An 18426-nucleotide genomic window follows, 5' to 3' on the forward strand; every position below is an offset into this window, starting at 1 on the left:
CATACGTTGTGAACATTCTATTGTCATGAATCAGTGAGGGGCTGCAGGTTTCTGCTGCAGCCCTGTCACGTACAGCGGGAAGGGTGTTTTTATGGATAAAAGAAAGAGGATGTTGCTGAAAAACTGGATGGGATGCTTTGCTTTTGCACTTCCGGCACTGCTGTTCTACTGTCTGTTTCTGGTGATACCTATTTTTTCAACTGTGAGGATCAGTTTTCATGAATGGAACGGCGCGGCGCCCTTCATGAAATTCGTGGGGCTGGACAATTATGCCAGAGTGTTGAAAGACCCCATTTTTTATAAGGCGCTGGGGAACAATGTTATCTGGATACTGTTCACTATATTTGTCCCGGTACTTCTTGGGCTTATATTTGCGGTCATGATGACCCAGAAGTACGTTAGAGGAAAATTTTTATATCGGCTTACCTATTTCATGCCTAATGTGGTTTCCCTTGTTGCAGTGGGGATCGTGTGGGGATGGATCTACAATCCTGAGTTTGGGATCCTGGGCAAAATGCTGAATGCGCTGGGAATGCACGGGGCAGCCGGGATTGATTTTCTGGGAGATGAGAGGCTTGTCATTTGGTTCCTGGTAATAGCCGGAAGCTGGACCTGCTATGGCTTTAATATGGTGGTGTTCCTGGCCGCCCTGCAGGGGATTGATACGACTTATCTGGAGGTGGCAAAACTGGAGGGAGCCAATGCTTTCCAGAAGTTTATCTATGTCATTGTGCCGCTGATCAAGGGGACTATCGTTCTCCTGGTATCCAATTCCCTGATCGGTTCCTTTAAGGTTTTTGACTTGATATACATAATGACAAAAGGCGGGCCATACCACTCGTCAGAGGTTATCTCCACATATATGTATAACTCAGCGTTTAATATGAATGATTACGGATACGGTTCGGCACTTGCGGTAGTCCTGGCAGTGATCATTGCGGTTTGTTCCGGTATTTTCATGAAGCTGACAGATAAAGAGTAGAGGAGGGGAATATATGAGTGAACATACAGTGGTCAGGCGGCGCCTGATCAGTATCCTGACACATGCCATTTTGATTTTGTTTGTGCTTGTTTCCGTTCTCCCTATCTTTTGGATGTGGATGGCAGCAGTAAAGCCATTTGACCCGTCGGTGAACAATCCGTTTGCATTTCCAACTTCAGTTACATTTGAATACATTAAAGAAGCGTGGACAACAGGGCGTATGGGCGGCTATATGAAAAATAGCATCCTAGTGGCTGTACCCAGGGTCTTTGTGGTGCTGTTGTTTGCATCTATGGCGGGATATGCTTTTGGAAAGCTGAAGTGGAAAGGGAGAAATCAGATTTTTTATTTCATTCTCGTTGGAATGATGATACCTATCAATGCCATGATCATACCGCTTTACTATAACGTACAGCAGCTTGGCATGATCAATACGCTGCAGGCTATGATCCTGCCCTATTTTGGACTGTCCATGCCCTTTGCCTGTTTTATGATGCGGTCCTTTTTCAGGGAACTGCCGGACGAGCTGGTGGAGTCAGCTACCATAGACGGGGCCGGGAAGTGGAAGACATGGCTGTATGTGATGCTGCCGCTGACAAAACCTGCCCTCACATCTCTGCTCATATTTGAGTTCATGTGGTCCTGGAATGACTATCTTCTGCCTATGCTGATGGTGTATGACGATAAATACAGAACACTCCCTCTGGGGCTTATGTATTTCCAGGGTGAGTATACCATGAATACGTCACTGATAGCAGCAGGGGTAACCATATGCACTGTGCCGATCATCATTGTATATTCCATTTTTCAGAGAAGCTTTGTTGACGGCATCACGGCCGGAGCAGTGAAGGGTTAGCAGCAGAAAAGAGAGCCATCCTGCGAAGATACAGCATCACCGCCGGAACAGAACGGGGACAGCAGCGGTAAAGTGAGCCATCCCGCGAAGATACGGTATCAATGCCGGAACAGAACAGGGACAGCAGCGGCAAAGCAGCCATCATGCAGAAGATACGGCAATACTGCCGGACAACAACAGAACGAACAAAAATAAGGAGAAAAATCATATGAGTATAAAAGCAGCAATACTGGGTGCCGGAAATATGGGAAAAGGCCACGCGAAAAGACTTCTGGAGTCAGGCGCGCAGATATCCTGCGTATGTGACAAGAGCAGGGCAGCCAGGGAGGCTTTTCGCAGTGAGATACAGCAGGAAAACCTGCAGGAGTTTGAAGACTTTGACAAAATGCTGGACGAGGGTGATTTCCAGGTCCTTTTCATCTGCCTGCCGCCTTTTGCTCAGGACCATCAGTTTGAGCGTGCGGCTGAGAGAGGCAAACATATTTTTATAGAAAAGCCCATTGCCCTGGACACAGATACCGGCCGCAGAATGGTGGAGAGTGCCGGGAAAAATGGCATTATCACAAGAGTGGGATTTCACATGAGACAGGGAGCAGCAGTCCGGAAAATGAAAGAGCTGATCGTATCCGGCAAAGCAGGACGCCCCGTGTTGTTTCACGGACATTATTCCTGTAATTCCCTGCATACACCCTGGTGGATCAATGTTGACCTGTGCGGCGGACAGATTTATGAGCAGGCCATTCATGTCTATGACCTGTGCCGTTATCTGATGGGGGAACCAAAATACGCTGTGGGTGTTATGGGAAATGTATGCCATAACCACATCCACAACTATACCGTGGAAGACGTGAGCGCCTCCTTTGCCGGATTTACCAACGGCGCGGTGGCAGCCATCACAGCCAATAACTGTGAGATTCCCGGAGAATGGATCGGAAGTTTTAAGGTTGTATATGAGAAAGTTACCGCTGACTTCCGCGACTTTAACCACGCTGTCTTTACCTACACAGGGGAAAGTGAGATCAGGACAGAGACCGTTGATTCCCGGGAGGACGCATACCTGGACGAAGTGAAAGAATTCCTGGCATGTGTGAAGGAAAAAAGACAGACAACATGTGACATCAGAGAAGGATTTAAGAGCCTCTGCTATGTGGAAACGGTAGTGGAGTCCGCCGGCATGGACGGTGTGAAGATAGGTTTACATAAATAATCTGGTGATCAATGAAAATGAACACTAATATAGGAGGACAAAATTATGAAACAATTACTTTTAGGCGTGAACGGAAAGCCTGTTTTGGAAGAATATGAGGATCAGCCTTTACAGGCAGGTTATGTGAGGGTGGTGTCGGATTACGGTGCACCAAAACACGGCACGGAGCTGCACGGGTATGAGAAGGATCCCTTTGCAAAGGTTTATTATGATGAGGATACCCATATTTTCAGACCCAGGGAGAAGGAGCTTGTGTATGACGGAAGGTCTGGCCTGGGAAATATGTGGGTGGGCAGGATCACTGAAATAGGTGAAGGGGTAGAAGGACTGGAAACAGGGCAGAGAGTTGCCGGGTACGGGAACCTGAAAAATACCCATACGGTAAAGGCGGAGGACGTGCTTGTTATGCCTGAGACTATGACCTGGAAAGAGGCAGTCTGCTATGATCCTCTGCAGTTTGCCCTGGGAGGGATCCGGGACGGGCATGTGCGTATGGGGGATAAGGTGCTGATCTCAGGGCTTGGCGCCATTGGCCTTATGGCTGCCCAGGCTGCAAAGGCGGCGGGGGCCTCCCTTGTAGTGGTATCTGATCCCATAGAGGGAAGACGCCAGGCAGCACTGGAGAACGGGGCGGATATGGCTTTTGACCCCACAAAAGAGGATTTCGGACTGATCCTCAGGGACAAGACAGATGGGATCGGCATGGATGTTGTGATCGAGACAAGCGGTAACTATAAGGCGGTGGAGCAGGGGATCCGGGCGCTGGCGTACGGCGGCAACTTTGCCATGGTGGGCTGGCTGGGAGAATGCCATATTCCCATCAATCTGGGATATGAGGGACATTTTAATCAGTGCCACTTCTATTTTTCCCGGGCGTGCAGTGAACCCAACAATGATTACCCCAGATGGAGTTTTGACCGGATCTGCAAAGAGGCCTGGAATATGCTGTGCAAGGGTATGTTCTCCTGTGAAAATATTGTTGCTCCGGTGGTGGAGTTTGATACCTGCGATGAGAGCTATCTGCACTATATTGTGGAGAATCCACAGGAGAGCGTGAAGATGGGCGTGGCGTTTAAAAATGTATGAGTGAACGTTTAAGACCTTTAATACAGCGGGCGGTCCTGGATATTGTGGAGTACGATTACCAGACCAGAACAGAGATGGTGCAGCTGGACAGATTGATGCCCTTCTGCGTGATGTCCTATCTGAAAAGAGGGGAGGCTCTTCTGCGCATTCAGGGAAAAGAGTACAAGTGCAGAGGCGGGGACGCTATCTTCGTACCGCCCAATGTCAGGCATGATCATGTTAAGACATCAAAAGAGGAGACAGAGTTTCTGTGGTGGCACTTTAATTTCAGGACAGCGTATAACATAGACGTACTGAGCTTTCTGAAACTCCCATACAAAGTACATATGGAAAACAGCAGTGAATTTGAACAAAAATTTTTTGACTATATGGAAGCCATACAAAATGAAAAGACCATCGCCGATATGATATACAAAAATGCAAAGGCCCTGGAAGTCCTGGCATGTATCTTTGACAGCTTTTTAAGATCAGAGAAAGCGCAGCTTGCCCCGGATATTCCGGAGGTATTCATGGATATTTTCGATGATATATCCCAGATGCCCAGAGCAGGTATGAACCTGAAGACACTGGCGGAAAAATATCATATGAACCCTACCTACATTTCCAATAAGTTCAAGGAATACTTCGGAATCTCCCCCATTTTCCTGCAGCGGAATATGCTGTTTGAGAAGGCAAAGGATCATCTGGTATCCTCAGCCATGAACATAAATGAGATCTCTGAGGAGCTGGGCTTCTCGGAACATGCGGTATTTACCCGGTTTTTCACGGAGAGAGCCGGTATATCCCCCAAGGAGTTCAGAAATACAGGTTTTTAAACAGGGCGGCGGAAAGCCGGCGCCGGCTGGCCTTGTCCCGTCAGATCGGTTCATCAAGGGAGTGCTGCGCGTATTTGGTCTCACTCTCCAAATATCCCCTGAACTGGCTGGGGGTAAAACCGGTAGCCTTTCGGAACTGGCTGCAGAATGCAGCCGCATCCCGGAACCCGCAGGAATAGGCGATCTCTGTGATGGTATATTGTGAGGTGCGCAGCATACTTGCGGATGTGCGCAGCCGGAGGCGCATGAGATACTGTTTTGGGGAAATATGCTCCTCCTCCATAAATATACGGTATAAATAGGAGCGGTCAACACCGATGTATGATGCAATATCTGAAATCCGGATATTATAGCTGTAGTTGTTGTTCATATACTCCATAGCTTTTACAAGGTATTGGCGGGGATAATCTTGCCGGCTGCTGGGTTCCTGCCCCTGCATGGAACCCAGAAGTTGGAAAAAGTATCCCATGAGTGTCAGGCTGTTCTGTCCGGGAGAAAGAAAGGAATCTAAAAGTTCCAGGATCCGTGCAGTGACAGCCGCCCTTTTCTCCTCGTCTTCGGGACAAAAATATACGCAGGAGCTCCCGAAACAGGTTCTCTTCAGTAAGTCCTCCACACTCATACCATCAAAGCCCACCCAGGCATACCGCCAAGGCTCTTTCGTATCTGCCTGGTAGTAGGTGGACTCCATGGGAGATATGAGGAACGCATCCCCTGCCTTCAGATGGTACGTCTCCCCGTTTCTTTTATAGACACCTTTTCCATCCAGCACCACATGGATCAGATAGTGGGGGCGGACGGCAGGGCCGAAGGCGTGCCCCGGGGTACAAGGCTCAGTGCCGCAGAAATAGATGGACAGGGTGCCCGATGGATCTGCATTCATTGTGTTCACTCCTTTGTGTGTAACGGTTACCGTTATGCAACATTTTTACAATATTAAGAAACAAATAAGATAGAATCTTTTCTGTTCTGATTATATAATAAGAACCATCAGAAAACAACAGGAACGGGAGGAAATGATAAAATGGCTAAGATTACTTTTATGGGTGCAGGAAGCACCGTATTTGCAAGAAATGTACTGGGAGACTGTATGTGCAGCCCCGCACTGCGTGACAGCGAGATCGCGTTATATGACATTGACAGGCAGCGCCTGGAGGATTCCGAGATCATCCTCAATGCAATCAACAAAAACGTAAATGAGGGACGCGCACAGATCAAGACTTATCTGGGTGTGGAAAACAGAAAAGAAGCATTGAGAAATGCAACATTTGTTGTAGACGCTATCCAGGTGGGCGGATATGACCCCTGCACCATCACAGACTTTGAGATTCCGAAAAAATTCGGTCTTCGTCAGAGTATTGCGGACACACTGGGGATTGGCGGCATCATGAGAGGCCTGCGTACCATTCCGGTACTGGAAGGTTTCGCCAGAGATATGGAAGAGGTCTGCCCGGATGCGCTTTTCTTAAACTATACAAACCCCATGGGCATTCTGTCCGGTTATATGCAGCGTTACACAAATGTAAAGACAGTAGGCCTGTGTCACAGCGTGCAGGTTTGCTCTGAGAAGCTGCTTGAGAAACTGGATATGAAGGACAAGCTGGAAGGCCGTGTGGAGACCATTGCAGGTATCAACCATATGGCATGGCTGCTGGATATTAAGGATAAGGAAGGCAATGACCTGTATCCGGAGATCCGCAGAAGAGCTGCAGAAATGAATGCATCACAGAAACATGACGATATGGTCCGCTTTGAATACATCAAACATCTGGGATACTATTGTACAGAATCCAGTGAACACAATGCGGAGTACAACCCGTTCTTCATCAAATCCAGATATCCGGAACTGATTGAAAAATTCAACATTCCGCTGAATGAATATCCAAGAAGATGCATTGAGCAGATCAAAGGATGGGAAGAGGAGAGAAACAGCATCCTCAAAGATGGAAAGATCACTCACGACAGAAGCAAAGAGTACGCTTCTTATATCATGGAGGCAGTTGTCACCAACCAGCCATACAAGATTGGCGGCAATGTGATCAACAACGGCGCTATCGAGAACCTTCCTGCAGATGCATGTGTGGAAGTTCCCTGCCTGGTTGACGGAACGGGTGTCAATCCCTGCAGAGTGGGAAGACTTCCGGTACAGCTTGCTGCTATGAATATGAGCAATATTAATGTACAGCTGCTGACCATCGAGGCAGCGGCCACCAGGAAGAAAGAGTACATCTATCAGGCTGCCATGATGGATCCCCACACAGGTGCAGAGCTGAGTATTGATGACATTGTGAAAATGTGTGACGAGCTTATTGACGCACACGGGGATTACATGAAAATGTACAAATAAATATGGGATAGGCATACATGTGCCTGCCGCCAGATTCACACAATATGAATATGGAAACAAATTCCGGGTGCTGCAGATCTGCAGCACCCGATTTTGTTTTGCTGAGAAACTAAAGTTTGCTTTTCCTTGTGTAAAATGATAGAATGTATTGCAAGAGACAAGGAGTCTTATGGTGAAAATGCTGATGTTTATCCGAACTGAATTCAGCAGATAGCAAAAAATATGTAATTATTCAGTAGTTCCGCGCATTCACTGCGCTGACCGTAAGAAAGTGTACCACGGCCAAGCAAAAATCCCATCGCCAAAGGCGATTCTGCATGGATTTTTGCCTGTAACTGTGGAGGTACTGAGCAGTTACAAAAATATATAAATATTGTCTGGGGGATACAGATGAAAAAATATATGAGGATATTTTTTCCGATTTTATTCCTGTGCCTGTTGATCATCAGTGGTATATCCGTAAAAATGATCCATAATATCAGTAATTACGGTACACTGATCAACTACGTGGGAATTGTCAGAGGGGCATCCCAGAGGCTTGTCAAGCTGGAAATGAATGGGGTAGAGAAGGATGACCTGATCGACTATGTTGGCTCCATTCTGAAAGAATTAAGGACAGGCCGGGGGGAATACGGGCTTGTACTGACGCAGTCAAAGGAGTACAACCAAAATCTGGAGCTGCTGGATGCACAGTGGAATATAGTCCTTGACAAGATACAGGAAGTAAGAGAAGGAAAAGATAAAACAGGTCTGTTAAATGAGAGCGAGACACTTTTTAAAATTGCCAATGACACAGTATTTTCACTTGAAAGGTATTCTTCTTACCGTTCATCCCAACTGGGCATGTTTATTTCCGTGGTGTCGGTCATATGCCTGATCCTGCTCATCTACTATATCAAGAGCTTTTTTAACTTAAAGAAAAAGAATACAGAGTTAAAGGACATTGTCAGCAGAGATAAGCTGACAGGAGCTTACAATGAAGCTGACTTTAAAAAGGAAGCGGCAGGGATAGTGGCCCATAACCAGGACAAGAAATTTGCTGTCCTCTATATTGATATTGAGAATTTTAAATATATTAACGATGTTTTCGGATACGCGTATGGTGATGAGGTACTTAAGACCTATGCGTCCTTTATGCTGAAGGATACAAGGGAGAACGAGGCGTTCGGCAGGAGTGTGGCGGACCGTTTTACAGCGATGCGCTGTTATGAGGAAAAGGAGGAACTGCTGGCAAGGCTGAAGGAAGTGGACAGGAAGTTTTTCCGGGCAGGCGGGAGGCTGTCAGGCAGACATCTGGTGACGGTTGCCTGCGGTATCTGCTGTATTGAGGATGTGATCGAGCATCTTGACATTGGCGGTTTGATCGACAGGGCCAACTTTGCGCAGAAGACCATTAAGAATGATCCCAATCAGCATTACGCTTTTTATAATGAGAACATCAGAAAAAAGATGATAGAAGAAAACGGAATCCGGGACAGGATAGACAGTGCCATGGAAAAAGGGGAATTTGTGGTATATCTGCAGCCCAAAGTGGCGCTGTCAAATGAGGAGATAGCCGGGGCTGAAGCCCTGGTCCGCTGGCAGCTCCCGGACGGCAGGATGCTGCCCCCGGGTATGTTCATACCTATCATGGAGAAGAGCCATGTGATCGGAAAGCTGGATAAATATGTATTTGAAAAAACATGTATCTGGATACATGCCAGGCTGAAAGCGGGGCTGCCTGCGGTACCTGTCTCTGTCAATGTATCAAAGCTGCAGTTCTATAATTCTGATTTTGTAAAGGAATACAAGGAGATCAAGGAACAGTATCAGGTCCCGGACGGTATTCTGGAAATAGAGTTCACCGAGACCGTAGCCTTTGAAAACCAGAAATATATGGTGGAGATCATTGAGGAACTGCACGCGAACGGATTCGGCTGTTCCCTGGATGATTTCGGTTCCGGGTACTCCTCCCTCGGACTGCTGAAGGATATTCAGATAGATGTGCTGAAGTTGGATGCTATGTTCTTCAGAAACAGCGCTGATATTGAAAAAGAGAAGCTGATCGTCAGAAGCGTTATCACCATGGCCAAGGAACTGAACATTAAAGTCGTGGCAGAGGGGATCGAACTGCGGGAACAGGTAGAGTTTTTGAGGGAAACAAGCTGTGATCTGATTCAGGGCTTCATTTACTTTAAGCCAATGCCACTAAAAGAATTTGAAAAATTAATAGATGTAAAAGCCTCGGAGCAGGCCCGGTCATATGAGGTGCCTGCCATGCAGAATATCATGGGCGGCCTGATTATGCCTGCCCTTGTAAATGGAGGCGGTATATTTGTGAGACATCCACAATAAGCCGGAAACGGCGGTGGATGTCTTTTTTGGCCCCAAATTAATATGCATCCGCAAGCTGACCGCAGATTGTACAAAAATAAGCCGGAAGTGAAGAAAAATAGAAGAATCCCCTTTATGGATTGAAAAACCGTGATATAATTATACCTTATCGAGCAGCAGATGCTGCGAGCAGCCCGGAGGGCATAAAATATGGAATGCCCTTGGGTATACCTTATCGAGCAGCAGATGCTGCGAGCAGCCCGGAGGGCATAAAATATGGAATGCCCTTGGGTATACCTTATCGAGCAGCAGATCTGCGAGCAGCCCGGAGGGCATAAAATATGGGATGCCCTTGGGTATACCTTATCGAGCAGCAAATGCTGCGAGCAGGCCCGAAGGGCGTAAAATGCGGGATACCCTTGGGTATACCTTATCGAGCAGCAGATGCTGCGAGCAAGCCCGAAGATATGTGTATAAAAACAAAGGAGAACAGCAGTATGGGATTCAATCCGATAAAAATGATGCAGGCCAGAACTGCCATGGCGCAGTTCGAGAAACGCCATCCGAAGGTCAGAGGATTTCTGGAGTCCGTGTCTGCGGACGCCCTGCAGGAGGGCACCGTGGTGGAAGTCAGCGTGACCACACCTCAGGGAAGGAATTATATTACGAATATCAAAGTCACCAAGGAAGATATAGAGCTGTTTCAGAATGCCAGGCAGGTAAGCCGGGGACGGCAGCAGGAAAAAGACATCTGATCCCGCCGCCCGTTTCAGATTTTCAGAAAAACAGAGAGACTGCGCAGTACACAAGGAGAAGTGCCATAACCGTATTGACAGCCCGGGAATGCCTGGAGAAAAATCTGCAGAAAGCAGCTCCAAACATTGCCCAGACAAAGCTGCCGGAAGCCCCAAGCAGGGACAGTACAACAGTAAATCCGGCCAGTGCCCCCGGGGAATGGAAGGCCGGCAGAATGTACAGGGACATTGCGGTAATGGCATAGATATATATTTTGGGATTGATAAACTGCAGCAGCATGCCGGAGACAAAACTGATATCCTGCCCTGCGTCTGTCTCAAGCCTGGAGGAACTTTTCCGGACCTTCCATGCCAGGTACAGCATATAAGCCGCCCCCAGGATCTGCATAACGATTTTTACTTTCGGCAGAAAGGAATACAATGCGGTACTGAAAACGGTGCAGACAGTCATAACAATGGAGAAACCCGCCAGTATCCCTAGGTTAAACCGGATACTGCGCCGGAAACCATACCGTATGGCATTGCTCATGGACAGAAGATTGTTGGCACCCGGCGTATAGGCTGTGATAAAACAATAGATCAGAAAATCATACAAATGGAACATAGAACCCCCCTCTTTACAAGATTTGTCTCATAGAATATAATATAGTGGTATAAAGTGTATAATATATTGTTCTGTACAATATAATAATACATACTGTGCAATATATTGTCAAGCGAAAGGGGAAACTTTTATGGATACCATGAATATCATTGTGGCCCAAAATATAAAAAGGCTTCGTGAAGAGAATAAATTGAGTATGGAGGAGCTTTCCAGACTGAGCGGAGTGAGCAAAAGTATGCTGGCCCAGATCGAGAGGGGAGACGGCAATCCCACGATCTCCACGCTCTGGAAAATATCGAATGGCATGAAGGTGCCTTTTGACGCGCTGACCATCCGTCCCAAAAGCCCGTACGAGCTTGTGAAGCTGTCAGATACACAGCCCTTGTATGAGGACGGCGGCAAGGTCAGAAACTATCCTGTTTTCCCTGATGATGAGGACAGGCGGTTTGCGGCATATTATCTGGAACTGGACCCAGGAAGTTACTGGGAATCAGAGCCTCATTTAAAAGGCACAGAGGAGTTCATAACAATATTCAGCGGAACTATGGAGATCCTGGCTGACAGCCGGAAATTTCAGGTGCAAAAAGGGGAGAGTATCCGGTTTAAGGCGGATACTGCTCATTCCTACAAGAACATAGGTGAGGAAATGACGATTCTGCATATGATCTTATTTAACCCCTGATGCAGGAGTTCGGTATTTATTTACTATATACTTAAACAGCATAACAGCCAGTTACTTATTTTACGATGTACTAGCTATACAGAAAAACGTTCCCTGGCCATCCGGCCGGAGAACGTTTTTAATATTATAGAGAAAGTGCATCCACCGCGCTTTTTATTTGTTCCAGCGCCTGCCGGATAACGGCTCTGGGGCTGCCCAGGTTCATGCGGAAGCAGCATTCTCCGCCTTCACCGAATACAGTACCTTTATTCATCCACACTTTAGCCTTCTGTACAAGGAACTCTTCCAGAGCGTCGCTGTCCATGCCAAGGGCGGAGAAATCCAGCCAGATAAGATAAGTGCCGTCCGGCTCCATGAGTTTTACCTGGGGAAGGTTTTCTTTCAGGAATTCCCGTACCAGGGCCACATTGCCGTTCAGATATTCCAGAAGCTCGTCCAGCCACTGCTCCCCGAAGGTGTAGGCAGCTTTGCAGGCATCCAGCGCAATTACGTTGCTGGCCTCAATGCTGGCCCGGGAGATTTCCTTCTCAAACTCCCTGCGGATGTCCTCATTGGGGATGAAGATATTGGACAATCCGAGACCCGCAATGTTGAAGGTTTTGCTGGGGGCTGTACAGATGATGCTTAACTGGGTCATCTCCTCGTTCACGGAAGCCCACTCTGTGAAGGTGTGGCCGGGAAGGATAAAGTCATGGTGTATTTCATCTGCCACCACATAGACATGATGGCGCAGGCAGATGTCCGCGATCTTCTTCAGCTCCTCCTCGCTCCAGATACGGCCGCCGGGATTGTGGGGCGTGCACAGAACCAGCATTTTTACCTGTTCCTCGGTTATCTGCTGTTCCATTTCCTGAAAATCTATGTAAAACCGTTTGTTTTCTTCAGTCTTTAAACAGTGTGTTACCACCTTTCGGTTGTTGGCGGTCAGAACGTTCTTGAAAGGGTGGTAGACCGGCTGCATGATCATCACACCGTCCCCCTCCTGGGTCAGGGCGCGGACGGCTGTGGCAATGGCGCAGACGACTCCGGGAATGCGGACCATCCACTCCTCCCTGACATCCCAGCCGTGGCGTTTCAGCATCCAATCATGGACAGCCTGAAAGTAATCCGCATGTACACCCGCATAGCCGAATATACCGAATTTTCCGGCCTCTGCGATCGCGCTGCATACCTCTTTTGGGGAGCGGAAATCCATGTCGGCTACCCACAGGGGGATTACATCTTCAGGTACATGATATTCCTTTTTAAATGCGTGTTTTATGGAATTGGACCGTGTGCGGTCAATATATTCGTCAAAATTGTATTCAGCCATATAAATTCTCCTTTGCATTTACTGTGTTTGTCATGGAACAGTATAACATTTTTTTCTGAAGATGCCTACTGTTAAAGACGCTTTCTGCAAGTTATACAAAGATAACTGAAATATTTCTGCAAAGTGCCGGAAGTATGTTTGTTGCGGCATGAATAAGGAAATAGTATAATAGAATGTAACTATTCGGTATGTCAGCGCATTCACTGCGCTGGACGTAAGGGAACAACCCGCGGCGGGAAAAACCATGATCCGGGGCAGAGTAATGGTACAGCATAGCCCGGACCGCGGCCTGTGAACAGCAACGAACAGTTACAATAGGATAGGATCATTTATTGTAAAACGGAGGGCAGGAGAATGAAAGATGTAGCAAAAGATTTTGAAAAGTCAAAGGATTTTTTAATATGTATTGATTCTGACGGCTGTGCCATGGATACCATGGATGTAAAACATATGCGCTGTTTTGCGCCGTGTCTGGTACATGAGTGGGATTTGGGGGAATACCGGGATGATATTGTGCGGCTTTGGAGAAAGATCAACCTGCTGAGCAGAAGCCGGGGCATCAACCGCTTTAAGGGGCTGGCAAAGATCCTGGTAGAGATCAACGAAAATTATGCCAGAGTGGACGGTATGGATGAGCTGGTTTACTGGGTGCAGACCACAGATGAATTATCAGATGAGAGTCTCAGGGAGGCCTATGAGAGAACCGGCTGTATCTGTATGAAAAAAGCACTGGAGTGGTCAAGACTGGTCAATGACTCTATTGTCATGATCTCCAACAGCAGAAAGTCACCATTTGACGGGGTGGAGGAAGCCCTCAAGCTTATGCGGGATAAGGCGGATGTGGTCATCGTCACAGCATCCAACGGCAAGGAAATACGCAAAGAGTGGGAGGACAGCGGTCTTATGGAATATGCGGACCTGCTTCTGTCCCAGGAGTCCGGTACCAAGGAAGCATGTCTGCAGTCTCTGTCAGAACGGGGGTATGAAAAGGACCATGTGCTGATGATCGGGGACGCACCTGCGGATAAGATGGCAGCCGAAAGTGCCGGTGCACTGTTCTATCCTGTTCTGGCCTATCAGGAGACAGAATCCTGGGAGGAATTTTCAGAGGAAGGCTTAAAGCATTTCCTGGAGGGCACATTTGCCGGAACGTATCAGGAGGCAAAGGTAAAAGAGTTCTACGCCAATCTGGATATATAGCATTTTCTATAAAGAAAAAGAAAAAAGTTCCTGTCAGATAGATCTGGTCTGACGGGACTTTTTAGTTGCACAAAAAATGAAAAAATGACCTGGGTGGTCCCTAAAAGCAAAAAAATCTTGACAAGTATACAGTGGAGCGGTATTATAATNAGAAAAAGAGAAAAGTTCCTGTCAGATAGATCTGGTCTGACGGGACTTTTTAGTTGCACAAAAAATGAAAAAATGACCTGGGTGGTCCCTAAAAGCAAAAAAATCTTGACAAGTATACAGTGGAGCGGTATTATAATAGCACAATGTTCATGAAAAGGAGAAAATGAAATTACATGAATATACAAGAATATGATATTATGAACGCTATTATAGATAAGGGTTACCGTAATCAGAGGATTCTGTCAGAGGGCACAGGTTATTCGCTGGGAAAAGTGAATCAGTCCTTAGCAGCACTGGTACGGGAAGGGTATTTAGATAAAGAATACACACTCACAGACAAAGCAGTAAAGGAAATCGCGGAGAAGAAACCAAAGAATGCCATCATTCTGGCTGCCGGATACGGTCTGCGCATGGTCCCCATCAACCGTGAGATCCCCAAGGGTCTTATAGAAGTCAACCATGAGCCTCTGCTGGAGCGCCTGATAAAGCAGCTTCATGAGGCAGGTATACACCGGATTGATGTGGTTGTGGGATTTATGAAAGAGCAGTACGAATATCTCATTGACCAGTACGGTGTGAATCTGATCGTCAACCGTGAGTATGGGGAGAAAAATAATCTGCATTCCCTCAAGCTGGCAGTTGATAAAATCTCCAATACCTATATCATCCCCTGCGATGTGTGGTGCGGTTTTAATCCCTTCTCCGAAAGAGAGCTGTATTCCTGGTATATGGTTACGGATATGGTGGATGATGAGAGTGATGTGCGTGTGAACCGTAAGCTGGAGCTGGTTGCTGTGGATGCGGAAAAAAGCGGAAACGGCATGATAGGCATTGCCTATATTCTGGAGCAGGATGCGGAGAAGCTCAGAAACAGGATCCGGGAACTGTCCGGGAAAAGGTCTTCAAGCAACGCGTTCTGGGAAGATGCGCTCATGGAGAAGGAGAAGATGGCAGTGCCGGCCAGAGTGGTTCCCGCCAGGGAAGTGTACGAGATCAATACATACGAACAGCTCAGGGAACTGGACGAGAAGTCAAAGCAGCTAAACTCCCAAATCCTGCTGGAGATAGCAGGGGCACTGCACTGTGAACTGAATGATATTGTACAGATCGAGGTGCTGAAAAAAGGGATGACAAACCGTTCCTTCCAGTTTGCCTGCCGGGACAGGCGCTACATTATGAGGATTCCGGGGGAGGGCACAGAGCAGCTCATCAACCGCAGGCAGGAATATGAGGTGTATCAGGTCATCAAGGATCTGAAACTGAGCGACACCATACGGTATTTTGATCCGGACAGCGGATGTAAACTGACGGAGTACCTGGAAGGGGCAAGATGCTGTGACTCGGAAGATCCTGAGGACGTGAAAAAATGTATGAAGGTCCTGAGGAAATTTCACGGAAGCGGCCTGAAAGCAGAGCATACCTTTGACATTTTTGAGAGGATTGAATTTTATGAGAGCCTGTGGAAGGGGGAACCTTCCTGCTACCGTGACTATGCAGCGACAAAAGAAAAAGTATATGAGTTAAAGAAATTTATAGACAGCCAGCCGAAAAACTGGATCCTGTGTCACATTGACTCCGTGCAGGACAACTTCCTGATCCAGGGAGAAGGTGAGGACGAGAAGATCTCTCTGATAGACTGGGAGTATGCGGGTATGCAGGATGAGGATGTGGATATTGCCATGTTCGCCATATATGCCATGTACGAGAAGGATAAGGTGGACGAGCTGATAGACGCCTACTATACGGAAGGGTGCACCGGGGAGGTAAGGCTTAAAATATATGCATACATTGCAGTCTGCGGTTTCCTGTGGAGCAACTGGTGTGAGTTCAAAAGGCATGAGGGCGTGGAATTCGGGGAATACTCTCTGAGGCAGTACGGATACGCCAAGGAATACTACAGGTATGTAAAACAGGGATTGGAAGGAGAACAGTGATATGTCTTATCAGGCAGAAAATGCAGTCATTCTGGCAGCCGGCCTGTCCAGCAGATTCGCACCTATTTCATATGAGATGCCCAAGGCCTTGATACCTGTCAGAGGTGAGGTACTTATTGAGCGCCAGATCCGCCAGCTTCGTGAGGCAGGCATTGACCAGGTCATTGTAGTCACAGGCTATAAAGCGGAAATGTTTGAGTACCTGAAGGAAAAGCTGGGCGTTATTCTGGTCCACAACCGGGAGTACCAGGAAAAAAATAACCACAGCTCCATCTACGCAGTCAGGGAATATCTGAAAAACACCTATATATGCTGCGGAGATAATTATTTTAATATAAATCCTTTTGAAAAAAATGTGGAGCAGAGCTACTACTCCGCCCTGTACGCAGTCGGGGAGACGGATGAGTGGTGTATGGAGACGGACGGGGACGGTATCATCACCTCCGTGAAAATAGGGGGCAGGGATGCCTGGTATATGAACGGACCGGTCTTTTGGTCAGAGGAATTCAGCCGAACATTCCTGGACATTCTGGAGGAAGCCTATGGAAAGCCCCAGACGGCTGACAAGATGTGGGAAAATATTTATCTGGAAAACATAGACAGCCTTCCCCTTAAACTCAGAAAATACGATGACAGTGTCATCTATGAATTCGATTCCCTGGAGGAGCTGAGGGAATTCGACGGGACATACAAAGAGCATTCCGGTTCCCGCATCATGGAATACATATCGGAAACCCTGGGATGCAGGGAAGGTGACATTTACAGTATCAATCCGGCAAAGAATGCGGACGGTTCTGTATCAGGCATACAGTTTCTGGCTCCGGGCGGTGCCTACCAGTATGACTATGCAACGGGAAGTATCGTCAGATATGCCATGCAGGGAAGCTGCCGGTCTTAAGGCGGCTGAAGGGAAACTTGGTCTGACGGATGGTTTGAGAAAAAGGAGAGTATAATATGATCACAGGTTTGGCAGCAGGTATCTTCTGGGCGGCAGATACGATTATTTTAGGGATCGCCCTTGCAATGACACCGTTTGTAAGTACAGAGCAGGCTGTTTTTCTGGCCCCCTTTGTGAGCACTTTTCTGCATGATTTCTGTTCTGCAGTGTGGATGCTTTTCTATATGGGGATCAGAAAGCAGATGAAACAAGTGATCCGGGCGCTGAAGACCAGGAGCGGTAAGTTCATCATCCTGGGGGCACTGTTTGGCGGCCCTATCGGTATGACCGGATATGTGTTTGCCATTAAATATCTGGGCGCAACCTACACGGCAATGATCTCCGCCATGTTTCCGGCTCTGGGAGCCGTGTTGTCCTACATCTTTCTGAAGGAGAGGATGAAACCCATTCAGATCATGGGATTTATTGTGAGCATCGGCGGTATGGTGGCACTGGGATATACACCTGGAGGAAGCCAGATCAGCAATTTCGGACTAGGATTTGCGTGTGCGCTCCTCTGCGTGGTGGGCTGGGCTGTCGAGGTGGTGATCTGTGCCTATGGCATGAAGGACCCCAATGTAAATAATGAACATGCCCTTATGATCCGGCAGATGACCAGCGCAATCTTCTATGGCGTTGTGATCCTCACAGTGATAAAAGGCTGGGGATTTACCGCGGATATTGCATTTTCCAAGACCACAGCCATTATCCTGGCGTCCGCCTTCTTCGGCACAGCGTCTTACCTGTGCTACTATAAAGCCATCAATACAATGGGAGCGGCAAAAGGCATGGCTCTTGATATTACATATTCCGCATGGTCCATTGTGCTGGCCCTTGTGTTCCTGGGACAGATGCCTGACGTAAAAAGTGTCATCTGCGGAATCGTCATCCTGCTTGGTTCATTGACCGCAGCAGCGGACCTGAAGGAAATTTTCGGGATGAAACCTAAAACAGCTTAGAGTGTGTCTGAAAATTCATTCCGACAATCTGCACGCCCCACTTTGCGGTATATTTGCCCCCAATTCGGTCAACGTAGCCCGCTACGCCTCCCTCATCGGGATCAAATCTCCCACAAAGTGTGACGCACAGCTTGCCGAAAGCAATTTTCAGACACACTCTAGTTTAAATAACAAGAAAATGTATAGTTTCCTCTATTTTACAAATACTACATTTAACTGCCAAAGTTACCATTCGCTTCAGGCGAAGGTGAAGTTAAAGAAGATAAATGTCATAATGTAAAATGGAG

The 18426-nt window shown here is 47.4% G+C and carries 17 protein-coding genes and 1 pseudogene; 14 read left to right on the top strand and 4 right to left on the bottom strand.

From position 1 onward, the window contains the following. The first annotated feature begins 91 nt into the window (after positions 1 to 91). From C6P39_RS10080 to C6P39_RS10100, 5 genes are all read left to right on the top strand, one after another. Positions 92 to 982 (top strand): carbohydrate ABC transporter permease, encoded by an 891-nt coding sequence (locus tag C6P39_RS10080; RefSeq protein WP_104803692.1) that lies wholly within the window; start codon positions 92 to 94, stop codon positions 980 to 982. A gap of 13 nt (positions 983 to 995) precedes the next feature. Continuing rightward, positions 996 to 1838 (top strand): carbohydrate ABC transporter permease, encoded by an 843-nt coding sequence (locus C6P39_RS10085; protein WP_104803693.1) that lies wholly within the window; start codon positions 996 to 998, stop codon positions 1836 to 1838. A gap of 208 nt (positions 1839 to 2046) precedes the next feature. Further along, positions 2047 to 3045, top strand: coding sequence for a Gfo/Idh/MocA family protein (locus C6P39_RS10090; protein ID WP_104803694.1), 999 nt, complete (start codon positions 2047 to 2049; stop codon positions 3043 to 3045). A 45-nt stretch (positions 3046 to 3090) separates the two neighbouring features. Then, positions 3091 to 4131: a zinc-dependent alcohol dehydrogenase gene (locus C6P39_RS10095; RefSeq protein WP_104803695.1), complete on the top strand. Its 1041-nt coding sequence runs from the start codon at positions 3091 to 3093 to the stop codon at positions 4129 to 4131. Beyond that, positions 4128 to 4946, top strand: a complete 819-nt coding sequence (locus C6P39_RS10100; protein WP_104803696.1) for an AraC family transcriptional regulator — start codon at positions 4128 to 4130, stop codon at positions 4944 to 4946. Before C6P39_RS10095 ends, C6P39_RS10100 begins: the two co-directional genes overlap by 4 nt. A 40-nt stretch (positions 4947 to 4986) precedes the next feature. Here the strand turns inward: C6P39_RS10100 and C6P39_RS10105 are convergent, their stop codons facing one another. After that, a complete protein-coding gene (locus C6P39_RS10105; protein WP_104803697.1) occupies positions 4987 to 5829 on the bottom strand; it encodes an AraC family transcriptional regulator in 843 nt (280 codons plus the stop codon). 141 nt (positions 5830 to 5970) lie between these two features. On the opposite strand from C6P39_RS10105, the gene melA reads away from it, so the two are divergent. The 3 genes from melA (at position 5971) to C6P39_RS10120 (ending at position 10361) form a co-directional block, all read left to right on the top strand. Next, positions 5971 to 7293, top strand: coding sequence for an alpha-glucosidase/alpha-galactosidase (gene melA / locus C6P39_RS10110; protein ID WP_104803698.1), 1323 nt, complete (start codon positions 5971 to 5973; stop codon positions 7291 to 7293). Positions 7294 to 7683: 390 nt separating this feature from the next. Further along, positions 7684 to 9627, top strand: a complete 1944-nt coding sequence (locus tag C6P39_RS10115) for a putative bifunctional diguanylate cyclase/phosphodiesterase (protein ID WP_104803699.1) — start codon at positions 7684 to 7686, stop codon at positions 9625 to 9627. Positions 9628 to 10103: 476 nt separating this feature from the next. Beyond that, positions 10104 to 10361 (top strand): hypothetical protein, encoded by a 258-nt coding sequence (locus tag C6P39_RS10120; protein WP_104805898.1) that lies wholly within the window; start codon positions 10104 to 10106, stop codon positions 10359 to 10361. 22 nt (positions 10362 to 10383) lie between these two features. On the opposite strand, the gene C6P39_RS10125 is transcribed toward C6P39_RS10120, so the two are convergent. Then, a complete protein-coding gene (locus C6P39_RS10125; RefSeq protein ID WP_104803700.1) occupies positions 10384 to 10965 on the bottom strand; it encodes a LysE family transporter in 582 nt (193 codons plus the stop codon). Between the two features lie 130 nt (positions 10966 to 11095). Between C6P39_RS10125 and C6P39_RS10130 the strand changes: the two genes are divergently transcribed. After that, positions 11096 to 11647, top strand: a complete 552-nt coding sequence (locus C6P39_RS10130; protein WP_104803701.1) for a helix-turn-helix domain-containing protein — start codon at positions 11096 to 11098, stop codon at positions 11645 to 11647. Between the two features lie 124 nt (positions 11648 to 11771). Here C6P39_RS10130 and C6P39_RS10135 read toward each other — a convergent pair whose 3' ends face one another. Next, positions 11772 to 12959, bottom strand: a complete 1188-nt coding sequence (locus C6P39_RS10135) for a MalY/PatB family protein (RefSeq protein WP_104803702.1) — start codon at positions 12957 to 12959, stop codon at positions 11772 to 11774. A gap of 354 nt (positions 12960 to 13313) precedes the next feature. Here C6P39_RS10135 and C6P39_RS10140 point away from each other — a divergent pair, with 354 nt between their 5' ends. The 4 genes from C6P39_RS10140 (at position 13314) to C6P39_RS10155 (ending at position 18139) form a co-directional block, all read left to right on the top strand. Beyond that, a complete protein-coding gene (locus C6P39_RS10140) occupies positions 13314 to 14159 on the top strand; it encodes an HAD family hydrolase (RefSeq protein WP_104803703.1) in 846 nt (281 codons plus the stop codon). 323 nt (positions 14160 to 14482) lie between these two features. After that, positions 14483 to 16243, top strand: a complete 1761-nt coding sequence (locus C6P39_RS10145; RefSeq protein ID WP_104803704.1) for a phosphotransferase — start codon at positions 14483 to 14485, stop codon at positions 16241 to 16243. Between the two features lies 1 nt (position 16244). Continuing rightward, a complete protein-coding gene (locus C6P39_RS10150) occupies positions 16245 to 17141 on the top strand; it encodes an NTP transferase domain-containing protein (RefSeq protein WP_104803705.1) in 897 nt (298 codons plus the stop codon). 56 nt (positions 17142 to 17197) lie between these two features. Next, positions 17198 to 18139, top strand: a complete 942-nt coding sequence (locus tag C6P39_RS10155; protein WP_104803706.1) for a DMT family transporter — start codon at positions 17198 to 17200, stop codon at positions 18137 to 18139. Here C6P39_RS10155 and C6P39_RS28460 read toward each other — a convergent pair. Beyond that, positions 18126 to 18269 (bottom strand): DUF6783 domain-containing protein, encoded by a 144-nt coding sequence (locus C6P39_RS28460; protein ID WP_334293915.1) that lies wholly within the window; start codon positions 18267 to 18269, stop codon positions 18126 to 18128. The genes C6P39_RS10155 and C6P39_RS28460 overlap by 14 nt on opposite strands. Here C6P39_RS28460 and C6P39_RS28465 point away from each other — a divergent pair. After that, positions 18207 to 18419 (top strand): annotated as a pseudogene (locus tag C6P39_RS28465) (DUF6783 domain-containing protein); the annotation flags it as partial. The gene C6P39_RS28460 and the pseudogene C6P39_RS28465 overlap by 63 nt on opposite strands. Positions 18420 to 18426 lie beyond the last annotated feature (7 nt).

Source organism: Blautia marasmi, assembly GCF_900258535.1.
GTDB lineage: Bacteria > Bacillota > Clostridia > Lachnospirales > Lachnospiraceae > Blautia > Blautia hominis.